This is a genomic window from Amycolatopsis sp. NPDC000009, assembly GCF_055563465.1.
The window spans coordinates 184,103-206,817 of the sequence record NZ_JBVHDI010000012.1; the positions used below are offsets into that span (position 1 = coordinate 184,103).

25 protein-coding genes and 1 tRNA gene are annotated in these 22,715 nt (G+C 68.8%); 5 read left to right on the plus strand and 21 right to left on the minus strand.

Annotation, left to right across the window (positions count from 1 at the left end):
- Positions 1-17: 17 nt before the first annotated feature.
- Positions 18-569, plus strand: a complete 552-nt coding sequence (locus ACZ3HL_RS28445) for a ferritin (protein WP_465414547.1) — start codon at positions 18-20, stop codon at positions 567-569.
- A gap of 75 nt (positions 570-644) precedes the next feature.
- Here ACZ3HL_RS28445 and ACZ3HL_RS28450 read toward each other — a convergent pair whose 3' ends face one another.
- The 4 genes from ACZ3HL_RS28450 to ACZ3HL_RS28465 all read right to left on the minus strand — a co-directional run bounded on the left by ACZ3HL_RS28450 (position 645) and on the right by ACZ3HL_RS28465 (position 3,481).
- Positions 645-1,484, minus strand: a complete 840-nt coding sequence (locus ACZ3HL_RS28450; protein ID WP_465534696.1) for a hypothetical protein — start codon at positions 1,482-1,484, stop codon at positions 645-647.
- Positions 1,481-1,993 carry a SigE family RNA polymerase sigma factor gene (locus ACZ3HL_RS28455; RefSeq protein WP_465415021.1) on the minus strand — a complete coding sequence of 171 codons (513 nt, stop codon included), beginning with the start codon at positions 1,991-1,993 and terminating at the stop codon, positions 1,481-1,483. The genes ACZ3HL_RS28450 and ACZ3HL_RS28455 overlap by 4 nt, the downstream gene beginning before the upstream one ends.
- A gap of 180 nt (positions 1,994-2,173) precedes the next feature.
- The gene (locus ACZ3HL_RS28460; RefSeq protein ID WP_457958886.1) at positions 2,174-2,527 is read right to left on the minus strand and encodes a DUF952 domain-containing protein; all 354 of its coding nucleotides are present in this window, start codon (positions 2,525-2,527) and stop codon (positions 2,174-2,176) included.
- Between the two features lie 72 nt (positions 2,528-2,599).
- Complete coding sequence (locus ACZ3HL_RS28465) at positions 2,600-3,481, minus strand: DUF5926 family protein (RefSeq protein WP_465414542.1); 882 nt, start codon at positions 3,479-3,481, stop codon at positions 2,600-2,602.
- Positions 3,482-3,770: 289 nt separating this feature from the next.
- On the opposite strand from ACZ3HL_RS28465, the gene ACZ3HL_RS28470 reads away from it, so the two are divergent.
- Positions 3,771-3,977: a hypothetical protein gene (locus ACZ3HL_RS28470; RefSeq protein WP_465414540.1), complete on the plus strand. Its 207-nt coding sequence runs from the start codon at positions 3,771-3,773 to the stop codon at positions 3,975-3,977.
- Positions 3,978-4,026: 49 nt separating this feature from the next.
- Entirely contained in the window at positions 4,027-5,196 is a 1,170-nt protein-coding gene (locus ACZ3HL_RS28475; RefSeq protein WP_465534697.1) for a cytochrome P450, read from the plus strand.
- Positions 5,197-5,208: 12 nt separating this feature from the next.
- On the opposite strand, the gene ACZ3HL_RS28480 is transcribed toward ACZ3HL_RS28475, so the two are convergent.
- The 11 genes from ACZ3HL_RS28480 to ACZ3HL_RS28530 all read right to left on the minus strand — a co-directional run bounded on the left by ACZ3HL_RS28480 (position 5,209) and on the right by ACZ3HL_RS28530 (position 16,531).
- The gene (locus ACZ3HL_RS28480) at positions 5,209-5,517 is read right to left on the minus strand and encodes an antibiotic biosynthesis monooxygenase family protein (RefSeq protein ID WP_465534698.1); all 309 of its coding nucleotides are present in this window, start codon (positions 5,515-5,517) and stop codon (positions 5,209-5,211) included.
- Positions 5,518-5,824: 307 nt separating this feature from the next.
- On the minus strand, positions 5,825-6,760 hold the full coding sequence (locus ACZ3HL_RS28485; protein ID WP_465534699.1) for a DUF4328 domain-containing protein: 936 nt from the start codon (positions 6,758-6,760) through the stop codon (positions 5,825-5,827).
- A 35-nt stretch (positions 6,761-6,795) separates the two neighbouring features.
- Complete coding sequence (locus ACZ3HL_RS28490) at positions 6,796-7,146, minus strand: rhodanese-like domain-containing protein (RefSeq protein ID WP_465414534.1); 351 nt, start codon at positions 7,144-7,146, stop codon at positions 6,796-6,798.
- A 47-nt stretch (positions 7,147-7,193) separates the two neighbouring features.
- Positions 7,194-8,825 (minus strand): solute symporter family protein, encoded by a 1,632-nt coding sequence (locus tag ACZ3HL_RS28495; protein ID WP_465414532.1) that lies wholly within the window; start codon positions 8,823-8,825, stop codon positions 7,194-7,196.
- Entirely contained in the window at positions 8,822-9,175 is a 354-nt protein-coding gene (locus ACZ3HL_RS28500; protein WP_465534700.1) for a DUF485 domain-containing protein, read from the minus strand. The genes ACZ3HL_RS28495 and ACZ3HL_RS28500 overlap by 4 nt, the downstream gene beginning before the upstream one ends.
- A gap of 112 nt (positions 9,176-9,287) precedes the next feature.
- Positions 9,288-11,141, minus strand: a complete 1,854-nt coding sequence (locus ACZ3HL_RS28505; RefSeq protein ID WP_465534701.1) for a sodium/solute symporter — start codon at positions 11,139-11,141, stop codon at positions 9,288-9,290.
- A gap of 159 nt (positions 11,142-11,300) precedes the next feature.
- On the minus strand, positions 11,301-11,816 hold the full coding sequence (locus ACZ3HL_RS28510) for a DUF485 domain-containing protein (RefSeq protein ID WP_457958894.1): 516 nt from the start codon (positions 11,814-11,816) through the stop codon (positions 11,301-11,303).
- Positions 11,813-12,649, minus strand: a complete 837-nt coding sequence (locus ACZ3HL_RS28515; protein WP_465415017.1) for a LytR/AlgR family response regulator transcription factor — start codon at positions 12,647-12,649, stop codon at positions 11,813-11,815. Before ACZ3HL_RS28515 ends, ACZ3HL_RS28510 begins: the two co-directional genes overlap by 4 nt.
- 144 nt (positions 12,650-12,793) lie before the next feature.
- Complete coding sequence (locus ACZ3HL_RS28520; protein WP_465534702.1) at positions 12,794-14,197, minus strand: carbohydrate-binding protein; 1,404 nt, start codon at positions 14,195-14,197, stop codon at positions 12,794-12,796.
- A 173-nt stretch (positions 14,198-14,370) separates the two neighbouring features.
- Entirely contained in the window at positions 14,371-15,216 is an 846-nt protein-coding gene (locus ACZ3HL_RS28525; RefSeq protein ID WP_034309569.1) for a S49 family peptidase, read from the minus strand.
- A 19-nt stretch (positions 15,217-15,235) separates the two neighbouring features.
- Positions 15,236-16,531: a histidine kinase gene (locus tag ACZ3HL_RS28530; RefSeq protein WP_125679199.1), complete on the minus strand. Its 1,296-nt coding sequence runs from the start codon at positions 16,529-16,531 to the stop codon at positions 15,236-15,238.
- 169 nt (positions 16,532-16,700) lie between these two features.
- Here ACZ3HL_RS28530 and ACZ3HL_RS28535 point away from each other — a divergent pair, with 169 nt between their 5' ends.
- A complete protein-coding gene (locus ACZ3HL_RS28535; RefSeq protein WP_465534703.1) occupies positions 16,701-17,816 on the plus strand; it encodes a serine hydrolase domain-containing protein in 1,116 nt (371 codons plus the stop codon).
- Positions 17,817-17,893: 77 nt separating this feature from the next.
- Here ACZ3HL_RS28535 and ACZ3HL_RS28540 read toward each other — a convergent pair whose 3' ends face one another.
- From ACZ3HL_RS28540 to ACZ3HL_RS28550, 3 genes are all read right to left on the minus strand, one after another.
- The gene (locus tag ACZ3HL_RS28540; RefSeq protein WP_465414520.1) at positions 17,894-18,757 is read right to left on the minus strand and encodes an Fpg/Nei family DNA glycosylase; all 864 of its coding nucleotides are present in this window, start codon (positions 18,755-18,757) and stop codon (positions 17,894-17,896) included.
- 32 nt (positions 18,758-18,789) lie between these two features.
- Entirely contained in the window at positions 18,790-19,230 is a 441-nt protein-coding gene (locus ACZ3HL_RS28545; protein WP_126732525.1) for a DUF983 domain-containing protein, read from the minus strand.
- Between the two features lie 105 nt (positions 19,231-19,335).
- A complete protein-coding gene (locus ACZ3HL_RS28550) occupies positions 19,336-20,892 on the minus strand; it encodes a sigma-70 family RNA polymerase sigma factor (protein WP_465534704.1) in 1,557 nt (518 codons plus the stop codon).
- A gap of 197 nt (positions 20,893-21,089) precedes the next feature.
- Between ACZ3HL_RS28550 and ACZ3HL_RS28555 the strand changes: the two genes are divergently transcribed.
- Positions 21,090-21,162, plus strand: a tRNA-Gly gene (locus ACZ3HL_RS28555).
- A gap of 227 nt (positions 21,163-21,389) precedes the next feature.
- On the opposite strand, the gene ACZ3HL_RS28560 is transcribed toward ACZ3HL_RS28555, so the two are convergent.
- The 3 genes from ACZ3HL_RS28560 to ACZ3HL_RS28570 form a co-directional block, all read right to left on the minus strand.
- Positions 21,390-21,683: a YiaA/YiaB family inner membrane protein gene (locus ACZ3HL_RS28560; protein ID WP_465414516.1), complete on the minus strand. Its 294-nt coding sequence runs from the start codon at positions 21,681-21,683 to the stop codon at positions 21,390-21,392.
- 66 nt (positions 21,684-21,749) lie between these two features.
- Positions 21,750-22,151: an immunity 7 family protein gene (locus tag ACZ3HL_RS28565; RefSeq protein WP_465534705.1), complete on the minus strand. Its 402-nt coding sequence runs from the start codon at positions 22,149-22,151 to the stop codon at positions 21,750-21,752.
- A 10-nt stretch (positions 22,152-22,161) separates the two neighbouring features.
- Complete coding sequence (locus tag ACZ3HL_RS28570; RefSeq protein WP_465534706.1) at positions 22,162-22,710, minus strand: DUF2716 domain-containing protein; 549 nt, start codon at positions 22,708-22,710, stop codon at positions 22,162-22,164.
- Positions 22,711-22,715: the final 5 nt, after the last annotated feature.

Consider the following 22,715-nt stretch of genomic DNA (forward strand, 5'->3'; position numbering starts at 1 on the left):
GGCGTATCGTCGAACACATGGCCCTCCTCAAGAAGCAACCGCGCTCGAAGTTCTACGAACTGCTGCAGGCGCAGATCCACAACGAGTTCAACGCCTCCCAGCAGTACATCGCGCTGGCGGTCTGGTTCGACGCCGAGGACCTGCCGCAGCTCGCGAAGCATTTCTACAAGCAGTCCGTCGAGGAGCGGAACCACGCGATGGCCCTGGTCCAGTACATGCTGGACACCGACCACCACGTGGAGATCCCCGGCACCGGCGACGTGCGCAACGAATTCTCCGACGTCACCGAGCTCATCGAGCTCGCGCTGCAGCAGGAAAAGGACGTCGCGACCGACATCCAGCAGCTGGCCAAGGCCGCCCGCGCCGAAGAGGACTACATCGGCGAGCAGTTCACGCAGTGGTTCCTCAAGGAGCAGGTCGAGGAGATCTCCCAGATGTCCACGCTGCTCAACATCGTCAAACGCGCGAACGGCAACCTGTTCGAGGTGGAGAACCACCTGCATCGCGAATCCGTCGGGGACGGCGGCGCCGACTCGGGGATGCCCCCGGTCGCGGGCGGCGCGCTCTGACGCACTGACCAACGCTCCCACCACGGGAAAACCCGGGCTCTCCCCCTTGGAGAAGCCCGGGTTTTCTCGTTCTCGTCAGCTGAACTGACAGCTCTGGTCGACGCGGGTCAGCAGGATGCCGATGGCCGACCCGTCGTCGGCCAGTGAGATCCGGTACGCGCTCCCCGCGCCGGCCGGCGCGAAGTAGGCGCTGCCGTTCTTGGTGCTGCCGGGATAGGCGGCGAGGATGTCCGACTCGGTCGAACCGACCCCGATCCCCTCCGGGGTGTGCACCGTCCCGGCCGGGTTGATGACGGTGATCCCGTCGGCCTCGGTCAGCGACACCGACGTCGGCCCCGGAACGGCGGCTCCTTCCACATACCCGTAGACGCAGGACTGCCGCCAATCCTTCGCGCGCAGCGGACCGGCGGCGGCCTCTGCCTCCTCCTCGCTCATCCCGAGCCGGAGCTTGCCGAAACCGGCGGGGGTCAGCAGCGCGCCGGTGGTCACCTTGCGCTGTGTCGGCGGCTTCGTGGACACGGTGCTCTTCGGCGGTGGTACAGGCTCGTCGTGAGATGTCGAGTGCGGTGGCGCGGACGTCGGATGCGTCGGCGCCGGGGACGAGACCGGTGGCGCCGAACTCCCCGGCCCAGGCTGCACCAAGCTCGACGAGGCCGCCCCCATGGTGAGCTGGTCGCCTCCGGGGAAGGCCGCGCCGTTGTCCCTGTCGTGGATCGTGAAGACCGTGACCCCACCGGCCAGCAGGACCACCGCGGCGGCCATCCCGCTGGTGGTCTGCATCAGCTGACGGCGGCGACGGCGACGGCGTGCGCCCGCGACGATCGTCTCGGGATTCAGCGTGGGTCCCACGCCCAGCCGCTCATCAGAGAACAGGTCACGCAGCTTCCGCTGCACGTCCTCTTCGGACATGTTCATCCCGCTTCCCTCCCTTCGTCCTTGGGCTCGATCAAGGCGAGCTTCGTGCGCAGCGACGCGATCGCCTTGCTCGCCTGGCTTTTGACGGTGCCCTGGCTGACCCCGAGCGAATCCGCGATCTCGGCTTCGGACAGTCCTTCGTAGTAGCGCAGGACCATCACCGCGCGTTGCCTCGGCGGCAGCGCGCGTAACGCCTGCCACAGCGGCTCGTGCTCGAACGGGTCGGCCGGGCTGTACGGCCGGGTGTCCGGCGGATCGGCGACCAGGTTCTCACGTTTGGTCCGGCGCCAGCGGCTGATATGCGCGTTGGCCATCGAACGGCGGATGTAGGCCATCGGGTCGCCGGTCTTGTGCTGGACGTACGACCAGCGGGAACCGATCTTCTCCAGCACGGTCTGGACCAGGTCGGCGGCGTCGTGCGGGTTTCCGGTGAGGGCGTGGCCGTACCTCAGCAGGCCCGGGAGACTGGTCCTCACGAAGTCGCCGAAGTCGATGAGTTCACCCGGCACGTCGCTCTTCCGGCTCTCGCCGGCCCCCCAGACGTCCCCCGGTACGACCGTCGCGGCAGCGGTCACCGTATCGCCTCCTCCCGGGGTCACCCGGCCAGGTTCGCCTGGCTCTCCTCTCCCGAAACGCATGACCGCCCCCACAGGTTGTCCCTTGCCGCGAACCAGTTCGAGGGCGCCTGGTCAGCGCCTCGACACGGAGTCGGGAATTCTGAACGTACCGTCCCCCTGAACAGGGAATTCGTGGACGGCCACCACGGCGTTACGCGGTATCGGCCCGTACACGTGGGGGAATTGGAGACCGGCCGGATGCGGCGGGTCGCCGTCCTCCCAGACGACGGGCGCGCCGACGAGCGCGGGGTCGATTTCCAGCAGCAGCAGATCGGTGCGGCCGGGGAACACGGCGTTGGCCGGGATATGCGCCGTCCCGGGGTCCGAGCAGTGGATGAAGCCGTCGGAGCCGAGCGACGCGGCGGTGTAGACGCCGCCTTCGGGGACCGCGGCCCAGTCGCCCTTGGGGCAGATATGGAGGATCACTCGCCCATCCTCGCGCATTTCGTCCTCTGGATGCGGGGCTCCGCATCCAGAGGACGAAACGCGCGGGAGGGGTCAGCGGATGGTGAGCTGGCGGCCGATGAGGCCGTCGCGCGAGCGCCGCTCGACGGCGTTGAGCGGCTCGGTGTCCAGCGACTTCAGCGCGGCATCGAGCCGGACGCCGAGCTGGTCCTTCGCGTCGGCCCACTCGCGGGCGTGGGCTTCGGGGTCGAGATCCCACACCGGGACGAGCAGCCCGTGCGCGCGGAACGAACCGGCGTAGCGGGAGCCCTCGCCGAGCCCCAGCTCGCCGGCCGCGGACAGCCGCGCAAGCGCTTGCAGCAGCAGGTTCTCCGGCTCCGGACGGACCCAGCGCAGGTGCGCCTTCTCGCCGGCCAGCACCCAGTACGCGCCCGCGCCGAGGCGTTCGGTGGGCATGATCGCCGCGTTCGCGCGCTCGAGAGACAGCGCGACGTCGCCGCTCGCGTCGGCGTCCTCGGGGAGCCACCAGGCGAAGTCGTTGTAGAGCGTGACGTCGAGTTCGGCGTTCACGTCGAGCAGGTCCTGCAGGCGGGCCTTCTCGTCGGCGGTGGGCGGCGTCGTGGTGTCCGGCACGGACAGCACGTCACCCTCCTTGGCGTCCAGCACCCACTTCAGCGCGCGGCCGAGGTCGCGGCTGATGTCGGAGGACCGGGTCTGCACCTGCATCCCGACGTAGCGCTCGCCGTCGGACCGGACGAACGCGGCCGCCGCCATCGGCAGCACCGTGCCGAGGGTGACCTTCTCGCCGGAACCCAGCGTGAGCGCCGCCGTCGCCGACGGGACGAACTCGCGCAGCGCGATCAGCTCGGTCTCCGCCGCGAGCCCCTCGAAGGGCTGGCCGACGAAGACGTCGCGCACCTTCGGCTTGCGGTCCGAGGTCGTCTTGGGACCCTTCTTGCGCGAACCCTTGCCCACGTCAGCCTCCTCAAAGCTCGGTTCGGAACGCTATCGCGGGAAGGCGCGCGTCTCGTAAGGCCCCCGGGGTTGGTGACGAAGGCAGCCCGGACGACACCCGGCCGGCCACCGGATCGACCGGATCGGCGGGTTTCAGCGGCCATCCGGGTACCACGGAAACATGACTGAAAACGGTTGTCATCATCCGGACGATCGAATGGCGGGTGATCAGCCTGCCGTTTCCCCCGTATCGCACCGAATACTCGATCACGGCGCCATCCGGCGCCGTAGTGCGGAGAAGGGAACACGGATGAGCACCTCGAAGCGCCGGGCCGCCTTGGCCGCGGTCCCCGTGGCACTCGGACTGATGCTGGCCGGGGCGGGTACGGCTTCGGCCGCGCCGGAGTCCGGCAGAGCGGACCAGGCCCGGCATTGCCTGTTGCTGTGCGGCGGCCATCACCACGGGCATCATCACCACGGCCTGCACCTGCACCTGGGGCTTTGGCTGCATCTGTAGCTCCGTGCCGCGCCGGGGCGGCCACCCCGGCGCGGGTTACAGTCGGCACGTGTTCGACCTCGCCGACCCGGCCTTCCTCGCGAATCCGTACCCGTTTTTCGCCGACCTCCGCGAGCGCGGCGAAGTCCACCGGCACGACGGCCTGGGCATCGCCGTGGCGGTGTCGCACGCGGCGTCGGCCGCCGTCCTGCGGCATCGCGGACTCGGCCGGATCTGGCAGGACGCGCTGCCGGTGGAGCGATTCGCGTCGTTCAACCTGCTGCACCGCAACTCGCTGCTGGAGAACGAGCCGCCCGCCCACACGCGGCTGCGGCGGGTGATCGCGGGCGCGTTCGGGCGCGGGCACGTCCAGCGGCTGCGGCCGATGGTCGCCGAACTCGCCGACGGCATGGTCGATCGCCTCGCCACCGAAATCGCCGAAACCGGCTCGGCCGATCTGCTGACCCATCTCGCGCAGCCGCTGCCGGTCGCGGTCATCGCGGAACTCCTGGGCGTCCCGGTCGAGGACGGCCCGCGCATGGTGACCCTCTCGAACCACATCGTGAAGATGTACGAATACGGGCTCGCCGAAGAGAAGCGCGACGCCGCCGAAGCCGCGTCCGCGGAGTTCGTCGAGTACCTGCGCGACGTCGCGAAGCAGCGCGCGGACTCCCCCGGCGACGACATCGTCAGCGATCTTCTGCGCAGTGAGCTCACCGAGGACGAACTGGTCGCGACCGCCGTCCTGCTCCTGATGGCCGGGCATGAGGCGACGGTGAACGTCATCGGGAACGGCGTCAACGCGCTGCTGACCCACCGCGACCAGTGGGAGCGGCTGGTGGCCTCCCCGGAGCTGCTGGACCCGTGCGTCGAGGAGCTGATCCGCTTCGACGCGCCGCTCCAGCTCTTCGAGCGGACGGCGACCGCCGACGTCGAGATCGCCGGGTTCCGGGTGGCCGAGGGCGAGAAGATCGGCGCGCTCCTCGGCGCCGCCGCACGGGACCGGAAGGTCTTCGACCGGCCCGACACCCTCGACATCGGCCGCACGCCGAACGCGCACCTCGGCTTCGGCATGGGGATCCACTACTGCGTCGGCGCCCCGCTCGCGCGTGTGGAGATCGCGGCGGCGCTGAGTTCCCTCGCCGCGAAGCTGCCGGGCCTGAAACTCGCCGAGACCCCGGAGCGGCGGCCCGAGTTCGTGATCCGGGGACTGCGCTCGCTGCGGGTCACCACGGGTTAGGCCGGTCCCGGCCTAGGGGTACTCGACGACCACTTCGTAGAGCGCGGCGTTGGGGGTCGCGATCTCCGCGGCGCGGTCGGTCGACGCCTGGAAAACCTGGTTCTTGCCGGCCGCTTCCCAGGCTTCCTTGCTGTCGTAATGCGTGACGTTGACCAGCTGGAAGCGCGAATCCGGCAGCAGGGCCCGGTGGAGCTTGGCGTCGCGGAAGCCAGGCGCGTCCCGCATCAGCTTCGCGCGCTCTCGCCACGTCTCGACGAACTCGTCCACACGGTCCGCGGGGATCTCGAAGACGTTGATGAAGGTGACGCCGTCGTCGCTCATGATCAGCAGTCTGGAACCTCCAGTGAGCTGGAGGTCAACGGTGACCTGGCTCACCCCTGCGACCGGGGGTGGTAGCAAAGGTCCCTTGCTCTCTTTCCGCAGGTCAGCGCCGGCCAACGAGCCCGCATTGGGCACTTTGGGCGCTTTGCACGGGGGTCGTGAGTGGCAATGATCGTTCTAACCATCTTTACCACTCACGACCCACCGCGGAACCTCGCGATGGCCTTTGTAGACAGACGAAGCTCTCCGGCGGTTTCGCGTGATCAGACGGACGACACGCGTGATTGAACGGACGACACGAGCCGCGTCAGCGCACCGAAGAAGCCGGACGCTCCCGCCGCTCAGGATCCGGAGCCCCATCCACCTTCAGCACGCGAAGCAGCCGAAGGCGCTTCTCCGCCACAGGAGCGAGCAGGCCGGACATGCGCTTCACGAGCAGCGCCGTCACCACCGCCAGCCCGGCCGCGGCCAGATCGGTCAGCGCGACCAGGACGACCCCGTCGGCCAGGGCCTGGACGCCGTCACGGAACCGCCAGACGACGACGAGCCCGAGCAGCACCCAGTTCAGCATCCAGACGCCCCACCAGATCAGCACGAGCCGCGACGGCTTCGGCCGGGTTTCCCTGGTCCGGCGCAGGACGGCGTGTTCGAGTTCGGCGACGATCGGCAGCACCATGATCAGGTTCACCACCGGTACCAGCACGAACGCCAGCACGTGCCACAGCCGCCGGGGCGGCACCTCGCCGCACGCGTCCGCGGCGGCCTGCCTGGCCACGAGCAGCCACCACACGGCGAGCCCCGACGGCAGCAGCGAAAGGATCGTCGTGAGCAGGCCCGCGGTGATCACGAAGCTGTCGGACACCGAGACGACGGACGTCGACAACGCCGAGTCGCGGCTCTGCACGAGCAGGACGTAGCGCCAGATTTCGGCGGCCGAGGCCACGACGGCGAGAGCGGCGAAGGTCCACAGCACCGGCAGGAGGCTTCGCGTGATCACCCGCAGCCGTTCCCCCGCGGTGACCTCGCCGGAGGCCGTCCCGGGGACCGCGGTCGGCCGTCGCCAGACCAGGTTCGGGAAGCCCCATCGCGGCGGGACCGGATAGGACGGCGGACCGGAATAGCGCTCGGCCACGGGGTTGCGACGCTGCGGCAAGGCGCCGGGCGGCGGCGAAGCCACCCAGCGGACGCGATGCCGCACCGGCTGCCGCATCGGCGCGGGACGCACCGGCGGCAGTGACGACATCGGTCCTCTCGGTGGGTAGTGGCCGGGCTGCACGGTTACAGCACTTCGGGTTCGACGCCGGGATGATCGCCGACCATCGGGCGCCCCTCCTGCTTCCAGGAGCCCATCCCGCCGGCGACGTTCACCGCGTCCCAGCCGCTCGCGTTGAGCCACGCGGCGGCGCGCGCGGACCGGCCGCCGCTGCGGCAGATCACGTGGATCGGCTGGTCGTCGGGCAGCTCGTCGAGTTCGCCGACGCGCGCGGGCAGTTCACCCATCGGGATGTGCTTGGCACCGGGGGCGTGCCCGGCGGCCCACTCGTCGTCCTCGCGGACGTCGAGCAGCGCGACACCGTCCTTCGGCAGATCACGGACGGCGACGGTCGGGATGTCAGCAGGGCTCACCACCGTTCCATCCTCGCATCCCGTCCCGTTGCGCGCGCGTGAAGAGCGACTCAATGCTGGACGGCCTTTTCCGCCCCGGCACCGGTGAGCGAGCGGACCTCCATCTCGGCGTACTTCTTCTGGTTGTGTTCCTTGGACAGCACGGTGCCGAGCCAGCCGAGGAAGAAGGCGACCGGGATCGACACGATGCCCGGGTTGTCCAGCGGGAACCAGTGGAAGTCGACGCCCTGGATCATCGAGGCGCTCTTCCCGGTCTTCGGGTCGACGGGCTTGCCCGAGACCGCCGGCGAGAAGACGATCAGGACGACGCACACGCTCAGCCCGCCGTAGATGCTCCACAGCGCGCCCTGGGTGTTGAACCGCTTCCAGAACAACGAGTAGAGGATGGTCGGCAGGTTCGCCGACGCCGCCACCGCGAAGGCCAGCGCCACCAGGAACGCCACGTTCTGGTTCTTCGCGAGGATCCCGCCGACGATCGCGACCGCGCCGATCACCAGCGCGGTGATGCGCGCGACGCGGACCTCGCTGTCCGGGGCGGTCTTGCCCTTCTTGATCACGTTGGCGTAGACGTCGTGCGCGAACGACGCCGACGCGGTGATCGTCAGCCCCGCGACCACCGCGAGGATCGTCGCGAACGCCACCGCCGCGATGAACCCGAGCAGGATCGGGCCGCCCAGTTCGAGCGCCAGCAGCGGGGCCGCCGAGTTGGTCGTCCCCGGCGCCTTCGCGATCACGTCCGGGCCGACGAGCGCGCCCGCGCCGTAGCCGAGCACCAGCGTGAACAGGTAGAAGATGCCGATCAGAGCGATCGCCCAGACCACCGAACGGCGCGCGTCCTTCGCGGTCGGCACGGTGTAGAAGCGCATGAGCACGTGCGGCAGGCCCGCGGTGCCGAGCACCAGCGCGATGCCCAGCGACAGGAAGTCGAGTTTCGTCGTGCCGGTCTTGCCGTACTGCTTGCCCGGCCCGAGCAGCGCTTCCCCGGTCTGCCCGCCCTTGTCGACGGCGGCCTGGAACAGGCTGGACAAGTTGAACCCGTACTTCCCGAGCACCCACAGCGTCATCGCGAACGTACCCGCGATGAGCAGGACGGCCTTGATGATCTGGACCCAGGTGGTGCCCTTCATCCCGCCGATCAGCACGTACAGGATCATGATCACGCCGACGACGGCGATCACCAGGTCCTGGCCGAGATTCCCTTCGATGCCGAGGAGCAGGTTCACCAGGCCGCCGGCGCCCGCCATCTGGGCGAGCAGGTAGAAGAACGAGACGGCGAGCGTGGAGATCGCGGCCGCCGCGCGGACCGGGCGCTGCTTCATCCGGAACGCCAGCACGTCGCCCATGGTGAACTTGCCGGTGTTGCGCAGCAGTTCCGCGACCAGCAACAACGCCACCAGCCACGCGACGAGGAACCCGATCGAGTAGAGGAAACCGTCGTAACCGTTGATCGCGATCGCACCGGCGATACCCAGGAACGACGCCGCGGAAAGATAGTCGCCCGAGATCGCGATGCCGTTCTGCGGACCGGTGAACGCGCGCCCCGCGGCGTAGTAGTCGGACGCGGTCTTCGTATTCCGGCTCGCCCGGAAAACGATCACGAGCGTGATCGCCACGAAGATCGCGAAAATGGTGATGTTGAGGGCCGGATTGCTGCCCTGTACACCCGCTGCCAGCGTATTCACCGCTCGGTCCCTTCGACCTCATGCCGGATCTTGTCGGCGAGCGGATCGAGTTTCCGGTTCGCGTACCGGACGTAAAGACCGGTGATCACGAAGGTGGACACGAACTGCAGCAGGCCGAAGACCAGGCCGACGGTGATGTTGCCGAAGAGCTTGGTGCTCATGAACTCGGTCGCGTAGTCGGCGAGGAGCACGTAGAGCAGATACCAAAGGAGGAACAACCCCGAGACCGGGAAAACGAATACCCGGAGCCTGCGGCGCAGCTCGGCGAAGTCCGGACTCGCCTGCACCTTTTCCCAGTCGGATTCCGGATCGGTATCGCTCACGTCGGACCTCCCGTCTACCGCGACCATTCGATGACTTCGTTGTCACGAAAGATCATGCCCCTCTCAGGGCCGAAGAGGAGCAATCCATTTGAGTGAACGGTACGACTCTGAGTAGACGCTCGCGACTCGAAAGAGTGATTTACTTCCGGTGACGGCCTTTGCCGGTGGTCCGGGCCTTCTCTGCCTTGTCTGTCTTCAGTGTCTTCTCGGCCTTCTCGGCCTTCTCTGTCTTCGCGGTGTCCTCTTCGGCCTGCCCGAACCGGGCGACCGCGCGATCGCGCATGAACCCGAGCGGATCGGGCGCGTGCAGCCGCAGCATCACGCCGTGGACGTCGTCCGGCCGCCCGTATCCGGTCGCGCGGCTCACCACGTAGGTGGTCAGGAACGCCGCCGGCACGGTGATCAGCGCGGGCTGGTTCGTGAACCACGGCGCCCAGCCACCGGTGTACTTGCTGACGATGTTGACCACCAGCGCGGTCAGCACCGAACCGCCACCGACGAGCATCCCGGCCAGCGCGCCAGGCCAGCTGAGCTTGCGCCACCAGACCCCGAGCAGCAGCAGCGGGCTGAACGTCGACGCGGCCAGCGCGAACGACATCCCGACCGAAAGCGAGAGGTCCTCCGACGGCAGCAGGACCGCCAGCGCGAACGGGATGACCGCCACGATGGCCGTCGCCACCCGGAAATCGCGGACGCGACCGGGCAGGACGTCGGTGGACACGACCCCGGCGACACTCACCAGCAGCCCGGACGAACTCGACAGGAACGCCGCGAAGGCGCCGGCCGCCGTCACCGCACCGAGGATCTGCCCCCCGAGGCCGGGGAGGACGGCGGACGGCAGCAGCAGGACGGCGGCGTCGGTCTTGCCGGTCACCAGCAGCTCCGGGACGTACATCCGCGAGAGCGCGCCCAGCAGCGTCGGGAACAGATAGAACAGCCCGAGCAGCAGCAGGACGTGCACCGTCGTGCGGCGCGCGGCCTTCCCGTCGGGGTTGGTGTAGAAGCGGACCAGGACGTGCGGCAGCCCCATGGTGCCGAGGAAGGTCGCGAGGATCAGCGAATAGACCTGCAGCAGATCGGTGAGACCGCCCGACCCCGGCCGGAGCCAGTCGCCGTTGGACGCGGGCGCGTCACTGACCACCGGCACCGGGGTGCCCGCGGTGAACTTCAGGGTCGTGCCCTTCTCGACCTTGTGCCCGGCCTCCGGCGTCCACACCGCGAAACCGTTGGCGCGCGCGCCTTCCACCTGTCCGTACGCCTCGAGCACGGTCACCGAGGTGACCTTCAGCGTGACGTCGGCCTGCACCGACACCGTGGTGTTCTCGGGGAACGTCGGCGGGGCGGGCTGCCCCAGCGGACGCGCGCTGCCCGGCCCACCGGAACCGAGGAACACGATGCACAGGACGAACGCCGGCACCGCGATGGCGAACAGTTTCAGCCAGTACTGGAAGGCCTGGACGACGGTGATGGCGCGCATCCCGCCCGCGATCACGTTGAACCCGACCACACAGGTCACCAGGATCGCGCCCGCCCACGCGGGCACGGGCAGGATGGTCGCCAGGGTCAGGCCGGCGCCCTGCAGCTGCGGGACCATGTAGAGGATCCCGATGAACACCACGAACGCCGTCGAGACCCGGCGCAGCATCGTCGAACCCAGCCGCATCTCGACGAAGTCCGGCAGCGTGTACGCGCCCGACCGCCGCAGCGGCGCGGCGACGAACAACATCAGCGCGAGATAACCCGCGGTGAAGCCGATCGGGAACCACAGCGCGTCGGCGCCGTCCTTGAGCACGATGCCGGCGACGCCCATGAACGACGCGGCGGACAGGTACTCACCGGAGATCGCGGCGGCGTTGCGGCGGGACCGCACGGTGCGCCGGGCGACGAGGAAATCGTGCGTGCTGACGGCCGACCTCGAGGAGCGATGTCCCAGATAGAAGGTCAGGACCGCCACCAGCACGATGCCGGCGATGGCCCAAGAGTTCAGCTGCACGGTGTCATTTAATCGCGCGCTGACGGAAACGCGCTGCCAGGGCGCGGCGAAATCTGGTCGGTCGCGGAGGCATCGAGGCGCCCTGCCACCGCGTTTCCGTGGCCTTCGGCCACAAGAGGGCGCGCGGTCATGGGTCCTCCTCTACGTGCGGCTCCGCAATCAGTTCTCGATCATGTCGACGAAGTCGCGTTCGTGTCGTTCGGCGAGCCGGTTGTACCAGAGACCGATGCCGAACAGGAACGGGAAAGGCGCCACGCCGAGGATCAGCCAGGGCACCGGGATGCCCACGACGGTCACCCGGCCGAAGGACGGGATCAGATAGAAGAGCACCGGAAGCGAACAAAGGGTGACCATCACCAGCAGCGCCAGCAGGGAGGCCGTCCGCAGCTGGATCTTCACCAGATCCCGGACCAGGAGCTTTCCCCAGCTGGTCTGTTCTTCGAGCTCGACCCTGGCCCGCAGGGTGCTGGTGGCCTGCCGCGGATCGGCGAGGATCACCCGCTGCCGCTTGGGTTTCGCGTGATGTTCGGGTTTGGCCTCGTGCTTCGGGCCCGACGGCGCGCCGGGAACGGGTTCGACGGCGGCCCCCTCGGGGACCGCCGGTTTCCTGCTCTTACCGAGCGTCGGATCCGGTTCGCGGACGCCGTTGACGCGGCGGTAGTAGTCGTCGGTCACGTCGACCGGTTGGCGCCGACCAGCCTGTCCTTGAGGGCGCGCGTGTGGCGGCGGCTCACCGGCAGCACCTTCTCCTCGTTACCGATCACGACCTGATAGCCGCCCTGCCCCATGCGCAGTTCGGTGATCAGCGGCAAGGAGACCAGGAACGACCGGTGGATGCGGACGAAACCCGCCTTCTCCCAGCGTTCTTCGAGCTGGGCGAGCGGGATGCGGACCAGGTGGCTGCCGTCGGTGGTGAACAGCCGGGCGTAGTCGCCCTGTGCCTCGACCCAGCGGACCGAAGACCGCGGGATGAGCTTCGTGGTGCCGGCGAGCTCGACGGGGATGACCTCGTCGTCGTTCTTGACCTGCCCCAGTCCGCCTTCCGGACCGTACTTCGGCGCGGCGTTGGCGGCGAGTTTGTCGATCACGCGGGAGACCGCGCGGTCGAGCCGATCCTGCTGGTACGGCTTGAGCACGTAGTCGAGCGCGCCGAGGTCGAAGGCGTTGACGGCCTCTTCCGCGTGCCCGGTCACGAACACCAGCGCCGGCGACGGGCGCAGCGCGGCGAACACCCGCGACATCTCCATACCGGACAGACCGGGCATGTCGATGTCGGCGAACACCGCGTCCACGATCGGCAGGCCGCGCGCCTTGCGGTCGGCCAGCCTCGGATCGTCCGCGGACAGCAGGCGCAGCGCCTCCGAAGCGTCGATCGCCGGGTAGACCAGGGCGACGTGCGGGCTGTTGCGGAGACAGTGGACGAGTTCGTCTAGCCCTTTGGGCTCATCGTCCACCGCCAGGACGATGAGCTTCCGGGTGTCATCGTGAGCACTCACAGTGAGACGCATCCTGCCCATTGCCGGGTTCCTTGTCCAGCCCGCTTCACGAAAGTCGAACGAAAAGGACGGCACCGGCACCCCCGCGCCTGGGGTGACCGGTGCCGTCATCTTTTCCGGTGACACGAACCGCCTCGCCGTGCCACATCTATCCCTTCACGGCGTGAAGGTGAACCAGTTGACGCTCACGAAATCGGCGGGCTGTCCGCTCGTGAAGGTCAGGTAGACGTCGTGTTTCCCGGTGACGCCGCTGATATTCGCCGGGATGGTCCGCCAGCTCTGCCAGCCGCCGGTGTTCGCGACGGCGAAGCTGCCGATGGGCGGGTTGGACCGGCTGCCGAGCCGGACTTCGACGAGTCCGCTCACGCCGCCCGCCGCTCCGGACGCGACGCGCGCCTGGAACTGCCTGCCCGTTTGCGTCCCGAAGTCGATGCCCGGGTACAACGCCCAGTCACCATTGCCCGCGGGTCCGATGCTCTGGCCGCCGCCGGTGTCGGACGTGGCCTGTTTGGCGATACCCGCCGCCTGGCCGTACGACTCCGCCTGGATCGTGCCGTACGCGCTGCCGCCGCCGGGACTTCCCGTGGTGGTCGTGGGCGCGGTGGGGGTCGTGCCGCCGCCGCGGGTCAGGACGGTGACGTAGTCGACGAGCATCGGGTGTCCCGGCACGATCCCCGGCCCCGGTGTCGTGGTGCCGGAGTTGTTGTTCGGGAACGCGCCGCCGATGGCGACGTTCAGCAGGACGAAGTAGCCGGCGTGGTTCGTCATGTTGGCCCACGTCGTGGCGTCGACCTGGTTCTGGCTGACCGAATGGAACTGCTGCCCGTCCACGAGCCAGCGGAACACGTTGGGGCTGACGCTGGTGTCCCATTCGAAGGTGTAGGTGTGGAACGCGCTCTGACAGCTGGCACCGGGACAGGTGCGGCTGCCGACGAGGCCGGTCGTCTCGTTGCACGGGCCGCCGGGGTTGACGCCGCAGTGCAGCACACCCCAGACCGTGTTGATCCCGTTGACGTTCTCCATGATGTCGAACTCGCCGACGGCGGGCCAATTCCAGTAGTTGCCGCGATACGGCGAGCCCAGCGCCCAGAACGCGGGCCAGTAGCCGAGTGCCGCGGCGCCGGTGACGTTCGGCATCTGGATACGGCCTTCGATCCGCAGCGCACCGCCCGCGGGCGGTTTGAAGTTCGTGCGCTGGGTTTCGATCCGCGCCGAGGTCCAGTTGCCCGCGCCGTCACGCAGCGGTGTGATCCGCAGGTTCCCGGAGCCGTCCTGGGCGAGGTTCGCGGGGTTCGCCGTGTAGTTCTGGATCTCGCCGGTGCCCCAGTTGCCCGGGCCGCCGGGGTAGCCGTGGCCGGTGTCGATGATCCAGTTCGCGCTCGACGGGAGCGAGCCCGCGGCGCCGGTGAAGTCGTCGGTGAACACGGTGGTCCAGCCGGACGGCGGGGGTGGGACGGCGGCGGAAGCGGGCAGGGTGAGGGGGACGGTGATCAGAGCCGCGCCGGCGGTGGCGGCGAGCGCGATCTTCCAGCGGCTCGTTCGGGGAGAAGTAACGGACATCGGACCTCCTCGTCAACGCTGTCGAGGTTTGTTGCCGTTCACAACAAAGCGGTATGTCCGATATGAGACCTGGTCTGAACCACTTACGCCTACCACCGTTCGGGTGAATCCGACCTGCCCCGAACGCGAAGAACGGCCCGATCCGCGAGGACCGGGCCGTTTATCGCACGTGCTCAGAGGCCGAAGCGGCTCCAGGCGGCCTTGGACTGGACGGCGTCCAGCAGCGCGCTCGCCGCGGCGGGGGCGCCGATGCCGAGCCGCGCCAGCAGCGGCTTCTTCGGTTCGGCGATCGCGATCTCGGCGTCCGGGTACCGCTCGGTGATCACCTGGCGGAGGCTGCCGACGCCGTCGACGAGACCGAGCTCGACCGCGCGGGCGCCCAGCCAGACATCCCCGGTGAACAGGTCTTCGGAGCCGGACAGCCGGTCGCCACGGCGTTCGGTGACCCAATCGACGAACAGTTCGTGGAGCTGGCCGTGCATCTTCTTCAGCCACTCGACGTCTTCCGGCTTCTCCGGGCTGAACGGGTCGAGCCGGGACTTGTTCGCCCCCGCGGTGTGCAGCCGCCGCTCGATGCCGAACCGCTCCAGCAGACCGGTGAACCCGAAGCCACCACTGATCACGCCGATGGAACCGACCATCGACGTCCGGTGCGCGTAGATCTCGTCGGCGGCGCAGGCCAGCCAGTACCCGCCGGACGCGGCGACGTCCTCGGCGAAGGCCAGTACCGGCACGTTCTTCTCGTCGGCGAGCTGGCGGATCCGCTCGGCGACCAGGCCCGACTGCGTCGGCGCGCCACCCGGCGAGTTGATCTGCAGCGCGACGGCCTTCAGCCGCTCGTGCCCGAACGCGCGCGTCAGCGCCGATTCGACGGCGGCGAGGTTGATCGATCCCCTGGCCAGCGGCGACGGGGTCGGCGTGATCACCCCGTGCAGCTTCACCACGGCGACGACGTCCTTGCGTTCACCCCGATCGCCGATCATCGGGAGACGGGAGGTCAGCTTGTCCGCAACGCTCATACCGCCAGGTTACCGACGTTCACGACGGCAGCACGCCGCTGCGCGAACCGCTCACCCCGCTGGACTCGTTCGGCCCGCCCTGAGGCGGGACGGTCGCGCTGTCGGCGGAGAAGTCCGGCAGATTCGGCCGCACGCCGGGCATGAACTTCGGCACCCGCAGGGTCACCTTCATCCCGGCGCCGGGCGCGGTCTCGACCATGAGCGCGTAGTCGCGGCCGAACACCTGCTGCATCCGCTGGTTGATGTTGCCGAGGCCGACGTGCGCGCCCGTGCGGTGCTGGCTGCGGAGATCCGCGAGTTTGGCGGGCTCCATGCCGATGCCGTCGTCCTCGACGCTGATCAGCGCTTCGGCGCCGTAGTCCTCGGCGATCACCGTGACGCACCCGCCGGAGGGCTTCGACGCGAGGCCGTGTTTGACGGCGTTCTCCACCAGCGGCTGGATGATCAGGAACGGGACGACCACCGAAAGCACCTCGGGCGCGATCTTCATCCGCACTTCGAGCCGTCCGCCGAAACGGGCGTTCTCGATCGTCAGGTAGCGGTCGATGTTCCGCAGTTCCTCGGCGAGCGAGGTGAACATGCCCGACGTCCGGAACGAGTAGCGCGTGAAGTCCGCGAAGTCCTGAAGCAGCTCCCGCGCCTCCTCCGGGTCTGTCCGGATCAGCGACGAGATGGTGTTGAGCGCGTTGTAGACGAAGTGCGGCGAGATCTGCGCGCGCAGTGCCTTGATCTCCGCCTGCTGGAGCTGGTTCTTCGATTCGTCCAGGCGCGCCAGCTCGAACTGGGTGCAGACGAACTGCGCGACGGCGTCGGCCATCTGCACCAGGCGACCGCGGGTGCGCCCGACGACGAGCAGCGCGGCCTCGGTCTCGCCCTCGACGATCAGCGGCACGATCACCGCCGTCCGCATCCGGCAGGTGCCGCGGTGGTTGCACGGCATCTTGTCGTGCGCGACGACCTCGCGCCGGTGCTTGCGGATCGCGTTGCCGATGGCGTCGACGAGGTCGACGTAGTGGTCGTTGGCCTCGCCGTCCCAGGACAGCAGGGTGCCTTCGCTGTCGGTGATGCCGACGGCGACGCAGTCGAGCATCTCCAGCAGCTGGCTGGTGATCTTGTCGGCGACCTGCTCGTCGAGCCCCTCGCGGAGATCCGGTGTCGCCTTCGACATCCGGTGGACGGCCTGCAGCACCGCGTTCTCCACGATGCTCGCGGGCCGCCTCAGTTTGATCAGGAGGACGACGACGAGGATCGCGAGCAGCAGCGCCACACCCCAAGGGATGATCTGCGCGATCTCGAGCCCGGACACGGCGTCCATGCTCTGCGCTCGACCAACCGGGTGCAAGGTCTGCTCCCCACTTTCCGTTGAGTTGTGACAACTGAGGGTGGGGCCGACCCTACCCAAGACCCGGGCGTTGTCCCCATGGTCACTCCCCGTCGTGCGGAGAAGACTGTGCGCAGGCAATCGCTTCCGGGGGAGGAACACAATGCGCGGATCGGGGAAACTCGCGGCGGGGGTGCTGGCGGGAGTCCTGCTGGCGAGCGGGACGGCGGCCGCGGCCGGTGATCCGGTGCGCGCGGCGGTCGGCGAGCTGGTCGGCGAAGGGGGATTCCCGGGAGCGGTCGTCCAGGTCCGGACCGGTAAGGCGGTCTCACGCTTCGGCGCCGGATACGCGAACCAGGCAACGCGCGAACCCGCGGGGCCGCACCACCGGTTCCGGATCGCCAGCAACACCAAGGCGTTCGTCGCCACGGTGGTACTGCAACTGGCGGGCGAAGGCGCGCTTTCCCTCGACGATCCGGTGGAGCGACGGCTGCCCGGTGTCGTACGCGGACCGGGCTACGAGCCGGAGAAGATCACGCTGCGCATGCTGCTGAACCACACCTCCGGCGTGCACGACCCGCTCGATCCACACTTCTTCGACCCGTATCTGGTCGACGGGAACCGGGCGCACGTCATCACGCCGTCGGAGGTGATCCGGCGGTCGCTCGCCGACCGGCCGTCGTTCCCGCCCGGAACGGGCGTCGACTACTCGAACACCGGATATCTGTTGCTGGGCAAGGTGATCGAGAAGATCACCAGCGACGACGTCCGCGAGGAGATCCAGCGGCGGATCCTCGGCCCGCTCGGCCTCGGGAAGACGTACTTCCCGCTGTGGTCGCCGTTCCTGCGAGGTCCGCATCTGCACGGCTACGACATGCGGGGTGAGGACATGACGGTGTTCAGCCCGTCGTACGACTGGACCGCGGGCGCGATGGTGTCGACCGTCGACGACCTCGCGACGTTCCACCGCGCATTGCTGGCAGGACGGCTTTTGGCACCCGCGCAGCAGGCCGAACTCAAGCGGCTCGTGCCGAACGAGGAGGGCGGCGCCTACGGAGCGGGGATCGAGACGCTCGACGTGGAATGCGGGGACGTCACGAAGACGTTCTGGGGCAACACCGGCGCCGGGCCGGGATTCTTCAGCGTCTCGATGAGCAACGCGGACGGCTCCAAGCAGATCGTGCTGGCGCTCAACGTGTACGACCTCGCCGCGGACGTGCACGGCGGGCAGCGGGTGCCGAAGCCGCCGATGCCCGCGGTGATCGCCGCCCTCTGCTGACCGCGTTTCGTCCTCTGAATGCGGTGGTTGCCCGCGCAAGTACCGCATTCAGAGGACGAAAAGCGGTCAGTGGCGGGTCACTTGAGCAGGCGCGACATCCGCCGGTCGGCCAACGGCTTCCCGCCGGTCTGGCAGGTCGGGCAGTACTGGAAGGACTTGTCCGCGAACGAGATCTCGCGGATCGTGTCGCCGCAGACCGGGCACGGGAGCCCGGTGCGCGCGTGCACCCGCAACCCGGACCGCTTCTCGCCCTTGAGCCGGGCCGCGGATTGGCCGACCGACCGCGTCACGGCGCTGGTCAGCACTTCGCTGATGGCCTCGAAGAGCCCGTCGAGCGCCCCTTCGGACAGTTTTCCGGTCGTGGCGTAAGGCGAAAGCTTCGCCATGTGCATGATCTCGTCGGAGTAGGCGTTGCCGATGCCGGCGATCAGCGACTGATCGGTGAGCGCCGTCTTCAACCGTTCGGTGCGCCCGGCGAACAACTTCTCGAGACCCGTGCGGTCCAGCGAAAGCGCGTCCGGCCCGAGGCGCGCGATACTGGCGACCTCCTTCTCCGGATCACGCACGATCCAGACCGCCAGCCCCTTCTTCGTCCCGGCCTCCGTGAGATCGAAGCCGGGCCCGGCGGCCGCGTCGAGGTGGACGCGCAGCGAGATCGGCCCCTTGCCGGGTTTGAGCGGCGCCGGCGCCAACCCGTCGGACCAGCGCAGCCAGCCGGCCCGCGCCAGATGGACGACCAGATGGAGATCACCGGCGACGAGATCGAGGTGCTTGCCGAAGCGGCCGGCACCGGTGACCTCGCGGCCGTGCAGCTCCGTCCACGGCGGTGTCGCCGTCTTCAGCACGCTGAGGGACGCCACGTCGACACGGAAGATCGTCTTGCCCACCGCGTGTTCACGCAGGTGGTGAGCGAGCGCTTCGACCTCGGGTAGCTCGGGCATGGGCCCAGTCTCGCGCGTTCAGGCCGCCGCGACTACTCCACCGGGTGCAACGGGCCGTCGAAATCCGGCAGCGAGTGCTTCTGGATGGTCTTGGAGATCTTCGAGACCTCGCCGCGCACGGTGAACATGCCGCGGATGGTGCCCACCCAGCGCTCCGACGGCCGGTCGCCCGCCAGATCGCCCTCGGTCTCGGCGACCACGGTCCACGGGCGGCGCAGGATCCACCGCAACGGGAAGAACAGCGCGACCAGCAGGAGCGCCAGCGGAACCCAGGACGGGATTCTCACGTCGGCGGGAGTCCACATGATGAGCACGATCGCGAGCAGCGCCGTCACGGCGATCATCGCGATACCCGGGCCGTAGCTGCCCGCCACGTCGTGCTCGAAATCGTCCGCTGTCGCGGGAGCACGCCATTCCATCTGGGCTCGGACCACCCAGTCACGGCCGTCCTCGCCGTGCACCAGCCGGTTCATTCAGTCGCCTCCCGCGCGGCCGCTCGCTCGTCGTGAGCGAGCTCCACCGTACCGTGACCGGAGCCGGATTCGCGAGAGTTCGAAGGTGATATGCCCGCTCGGGCGTTATGGGCACGTCGGGTAGTCGATACCCGGTTCCGGATAGTGGGAAGTCGGTTCGACCGGGCTCGGCTCGTCTTTCGACGGCTCGCCGGACGGGGTCCCGGTCTCGCTCTCGGGCGTGCTCGTCTCCGGCGAAGTGGACCCTTCCGGGTCAGTCGTCGACTCCGGCGTGTTCGACGGGTCCGTCTCGTCCCTGGAGGTCGTCGTGGTCGGGCTCAGCGACTCCCCTGGCGGGATGTCGTCCCGTTTCGAGGTGGTCTGGTTCGTGCCGGTGCCCGGTTCCGGGACCTCGTTCCGCGGCGAGGTCTCCTCCTGCGTCGGATTCTGCTCGTCAGGCGGCTGCACGGCGTTATCGGCGCCGTCGGCGCCACTGTCACCGCCGCCGGCGTCCTTCCTCCCCGACGTGCCCACACCCGGCAGGCTCGGCAGGTCGGAGACCCCGAGTTCCGTGCCCGTGCCCTGCCCGTTCACGGCGGGCCGGTCGCCCTTGCCGTGCATCCGGTCCTCGGCGATCCGCTGCGGCGGGAGCTCCACCGGCCTGCCGTCGGCGGGCGGCGCGACCTGCTCCGGCAGCAACGCCAGCTCCGGCTGGCCGCCCCCGGGCAGGCCGATGGTGTGCGTCACGTCGGTACCGAACACGGCCGGACCGGCGACGATCCCGACCGCGCCCGCGGCGGCCGTCGACGCCACCGCGAGGCCGACCTTCACCTTCGACCCGAGCAGAAGCCCCTTGACCGACGCGGCGAGCCCGGACAACGCCCCGCTCGCGTGGGCACCGGCGGCCGCCGGCACCAGCAAGGCGACGACACCGGCGTGCGCCCGCAGCGAAGAACAGACGTCACGCAACTCGTCGTGCGTCGCCCGGCACGACTGGCACCCGATCAGGTGGGTCTTGATCCGGCGGGCCTCGGCCCCGGTGACACTGCCCGCGGTGAACCCGCCCAGCTTCTCCACCACGGCCCGGCACGAATCCGGCCCGCGGTTCACCGACAGATGCGCCTGGAGGTACGCCGCCCGCAGCCCCTGCCGCGCGCGACGGGCCAGCGCCGCCGTCGCGTTCGCGCTCAACCCGAAATGCGGCGCGACCATCGCCGGCTGCTCGCCTTCGACCTCGGTCTGCCACAGCACCGAACGCCACCGCTCCGGCAGACTCGTGAACGCCGTCGTGATCAGCGAATGTTCGGCCGTGCGGGCATGCGTGTCCGCCCCAGCCCCGGCCCGGAAGGTCAGCTCGTCGTCGCTCACCGGCACGTCACGACGCGCGCCGTGCCACTCCCACGAGACCCGGCGAGCCACCGTCAGCAGATACGCCCGGACGTAATCCCGCGGCCCGGCACCCCGGCGCAACGCCTGAAGCACCCGGAAGAAGGTCTCGGCCGTGATGTCCTCCGCCTCCGACCGGTCGGAGGCCAGGCTGCGGGCCAGCCGCCGCACGGCGGCGGCGTGGAGTTCGAAAAGCTCCCCGAAGGCGGCGTCCTCCCCATCACGGAGACGCTGGAGCAATGCCTGCTCGTCGGATTCCGAGGCCGCCTGAAGCGGCACCGTGCCCTGCTCGGTCATCCGGCCAGGCACCTCCTCCCCGAAGGACTCACCATTCGGTCGAATGGGGACACCATACGGAGGTATGCAGCCGTCGTCACCCCTTGTACGCCAGGTGTGACACCGAAGCACCTGCAGGGGTGGGTCGAAACCGCTACAGACGGTCGGTGTATGGTTGTTCCACTGCTTCAAACGAGTGCCGGAGCAGAGCAACACATGCGGATGTAGCGCAGCTGGTAGCGCATCACCTTGCCAAGGTGAGGGTCGCGGGTTCGAATCCCGTCATCCGCTCGCAAGTGGGCGCGGTGTGTCCAGGGAACGCCTGGACCGTGGCTTGCTCACCATAATTCCCGGGGGCCCGAGCCCCCGGACCCCCACGGTGCTTGTCCCTCGCCTTTGCGATGGGGTTATTGGGCACGTTGATCTTTTTGGTTACTAAGTGCTACAGGTTCGCTGAGTGGGGTCACACGCCTGTAGTAATTCGGATTCGGGCATGGGCCGAGGCCATCTGGGCCGGCTCAGAGCGCGGGCGTTTTGAACGGATCGTGCTCGGCGAGCAGTTTGTCGACGCGGGCCTGGTCGACCCGGCCGACGACGGAGTTCTCGTCCTGCCGGTCACGGATGCATTTTGCGAGGGTGAACGCCGAGGTCGTCAGGAAGAGCATGCCGAGGGCGAGGAAGCCGCGGACCCAGCCGTCGACCGGCAGGTACCAGATGCCGATGACGACCGCGAGCAGCGCCAGGCCGAACGACAGGGCGGCCTGGACGAAGAACGCGACGGTGGTGGGCGGCGCTGCGGAGGTTTTCGTCATGCGTACCAAGGTCGCGCCGAGCACCCCGCGATGTCTTGAGTACGGCTACTCAAGAAGTGTTGCGATTCAGATCTCGTAGCCGTCCAGCACGGTCGGCGCGACCGGCGACAGGTGCTCGTCGCCGCGTTCGGTGACCAGGCCGCGGGCCATCCGGTACACCTTGAACTCGTTGTCGTGGTCGGGATCCTGGTCGTCCCAGACGTGCAGGAGACCGTAGGACCCTGGCGCGAGATCGCCGACGCGGGTGAACAGGTCCACCAGCTCGGGCGCGATCGCGGTGCCGTGCTTGTCCATGCCGCCCAGGTGCAGCACCGGCACCCCGGCCGCCCAGCGGAGGTCGAGCAGGTCGGCGTCGCCGAAGTCGCGCACCGCTCGGTGCACCCGCTCGACGATGCGCTCGAGCAGCGCCGCGTCGTCGTCGCCGGAAGGGCTCGCTTGGATGGTCACCCACCCGTGGTATTCGAACACCCGCCTGAGTTTAGGCAGGTCCGCCCGCCATCACGGCCGGCGCCCCGTCTCGCCGGAGCACGTTCTTGAAAACCTGTCCGCCGTGCTTCTCGAAGGCGGGCACGAGCTTCTCGCCGTACACGCACAACGTCCGTTCCCACGGGTGCCCGAGCGTGCCGAAGCGGAAGTCGTTCGCCAGGAACATGTGGTAGTCCGTGCGCGGGAACACCGGGACCGGCCACGGGTCGAGCGCGGCGTGCCGATGCGGGTAGAAGCGGTACGACTGGTGCTGCCAGTGCAGCACCCAGACCCACTCGTCCTCGGCGACGCAGTCCTTCAACGCCGCGAGCGCGACGCGGGCCACGTCGTTCTGCTCGACGGCGTACGGGCCGAGCCGGAATTCGGGCGACGAACGGTCGAGGCCGCCTGGCGCGAGATCCCACGCGACGGACGGCGCGGGTTCACGGAAGCCGGGCCAGGCGTGCGCGTAAGTGCTCGGCCAGAACGCGAGCTTGTCGTAGACCCAGTACCAGGCGGGCTCATCTGCGACCCTGGAGATGGCTTCCCAAGCGTTGTTCACGAGCG

What these genes read in the sequence shown, in the direction of transcription:
- ACZ3HL_RS28445 (WP_465414547.1), top strand. Translation starts at nt 18, where the DNA reads ATGGCCCTCCTCAAGAAGCAACCGCGCTCGAAGTTCTACGAACTGCTG.
- ACZ3HL_RS28485 (WP_465534699.1), bottom strand. Translation starts at nt 6,760, where the DNA reads ATGTCGTCACTGCCGCCGGTGCGTCCCGCGCCGATGCGGCAGCCGGTG.
- ACZ3HL_RS28500 (WP_465534700.1), bottom strand. Translation starts at nt 9,175, where the DNA reads ATGGTCGCGGTAGACGGGAGGTCCGACGTGAGCGATACCGATCCGGAA.
- ACZ3HL_RS28535 (WP_465534703.1), top strand. Translation starts at nt 16,701, where the DNA reads ATGCGCGGATCGGGGAAACTCGCGGCGGGGGTGCTGGCGGGAGTCCTG.
- ACZ3HL_RS28530 (WP_125679199.1), bottom strand. Translation starts at nt 16,531, where the DNA reads ATGGACGCCGTGTCCGGGCTCGAGATCGCGCAGATCATCCCTTGGGGT.
- ACZ3HL_RS28550 (WP_465534704.1), bottom strand. Translation starts at nt 20,892, where the DNA reads ATGACCGAGCAGGGCACGGTGCCGCTTCAGGCGGCCTCGGAATCCGAC.
- ACZ3HL_RS28450 (WP_465534696.1), bottom strand. Translation starts at nt 1,484, where the DNA reads ATGAACATGTCCGAAGAGGACGTGCAGCGGAAGCTGCGTGACCTGTTC.
- ACZ3HL_RS28560 (WP_465414516.1), bottom strand. Translation starts at nt 21,683, where the DNA reads ATGACGAAAACCTCCGCAGCGCCGCCCACCACCGTCGCGTTCTTCGTC.
- ACZ3HL_RS28515 (WP_465415017.1), bottom strand. Translation starts at nt 12,649, where the DNA reads ATGCGTCTCACTGTGAGTGCTCACGATGACACCCGGAAGCTCATCGTC.
- ACZ3HL_RS28470 (WP_465414540.1), top strand. Translation starts at nt 3,771, where the DNA reads ATGAGCACCTCGAAGCGCCGGGCCGCCTTGGCCGCGGTCCCCGTGGCA.
- ACZ3HL_RS28545 (WP_126732525.1), bottom strand. Translation starts at nt 19,230, where the DNA reads ATGAACCGGCTGGTGCACGGCGAGGACGGCCGTGACTGGGTGGTCCGA.
- ACZ3HL_RS28540 (WP_465414520.1), bottom strand. Translation starts at nt 18,757, where the DNA reads ATGCCCGAGCTACCCGAGGTCGAAGCGCTCGCTCACCACCTGCGTGAA.
- ACZ3HL_RS28520 (WP_465534702.1), bottom strand. Translation starts at nt 14,197, where the DNA reads ATGTCCGTTACTTCTCCCCGAACGAGCCGCTGGAAGATCGCGCTCGCC.
- ACZ3HL_RS28480 (WP_465534698.1), bottom strand. Translation starts at nt 5,517, where the DNA reads ATGAGCGACGACGGCGTCACCTTCATCAACGTCTTCGAGATCCCCGCG.
- ACZ3HL_RS28525 (WP_034309569.1), bottom strand. Translation starts at nt 15,216, where the DNA reads ATGAGCGTTGCGGACAAGCTGACCTCCCGTCTCCCGATGATCGGCGAT.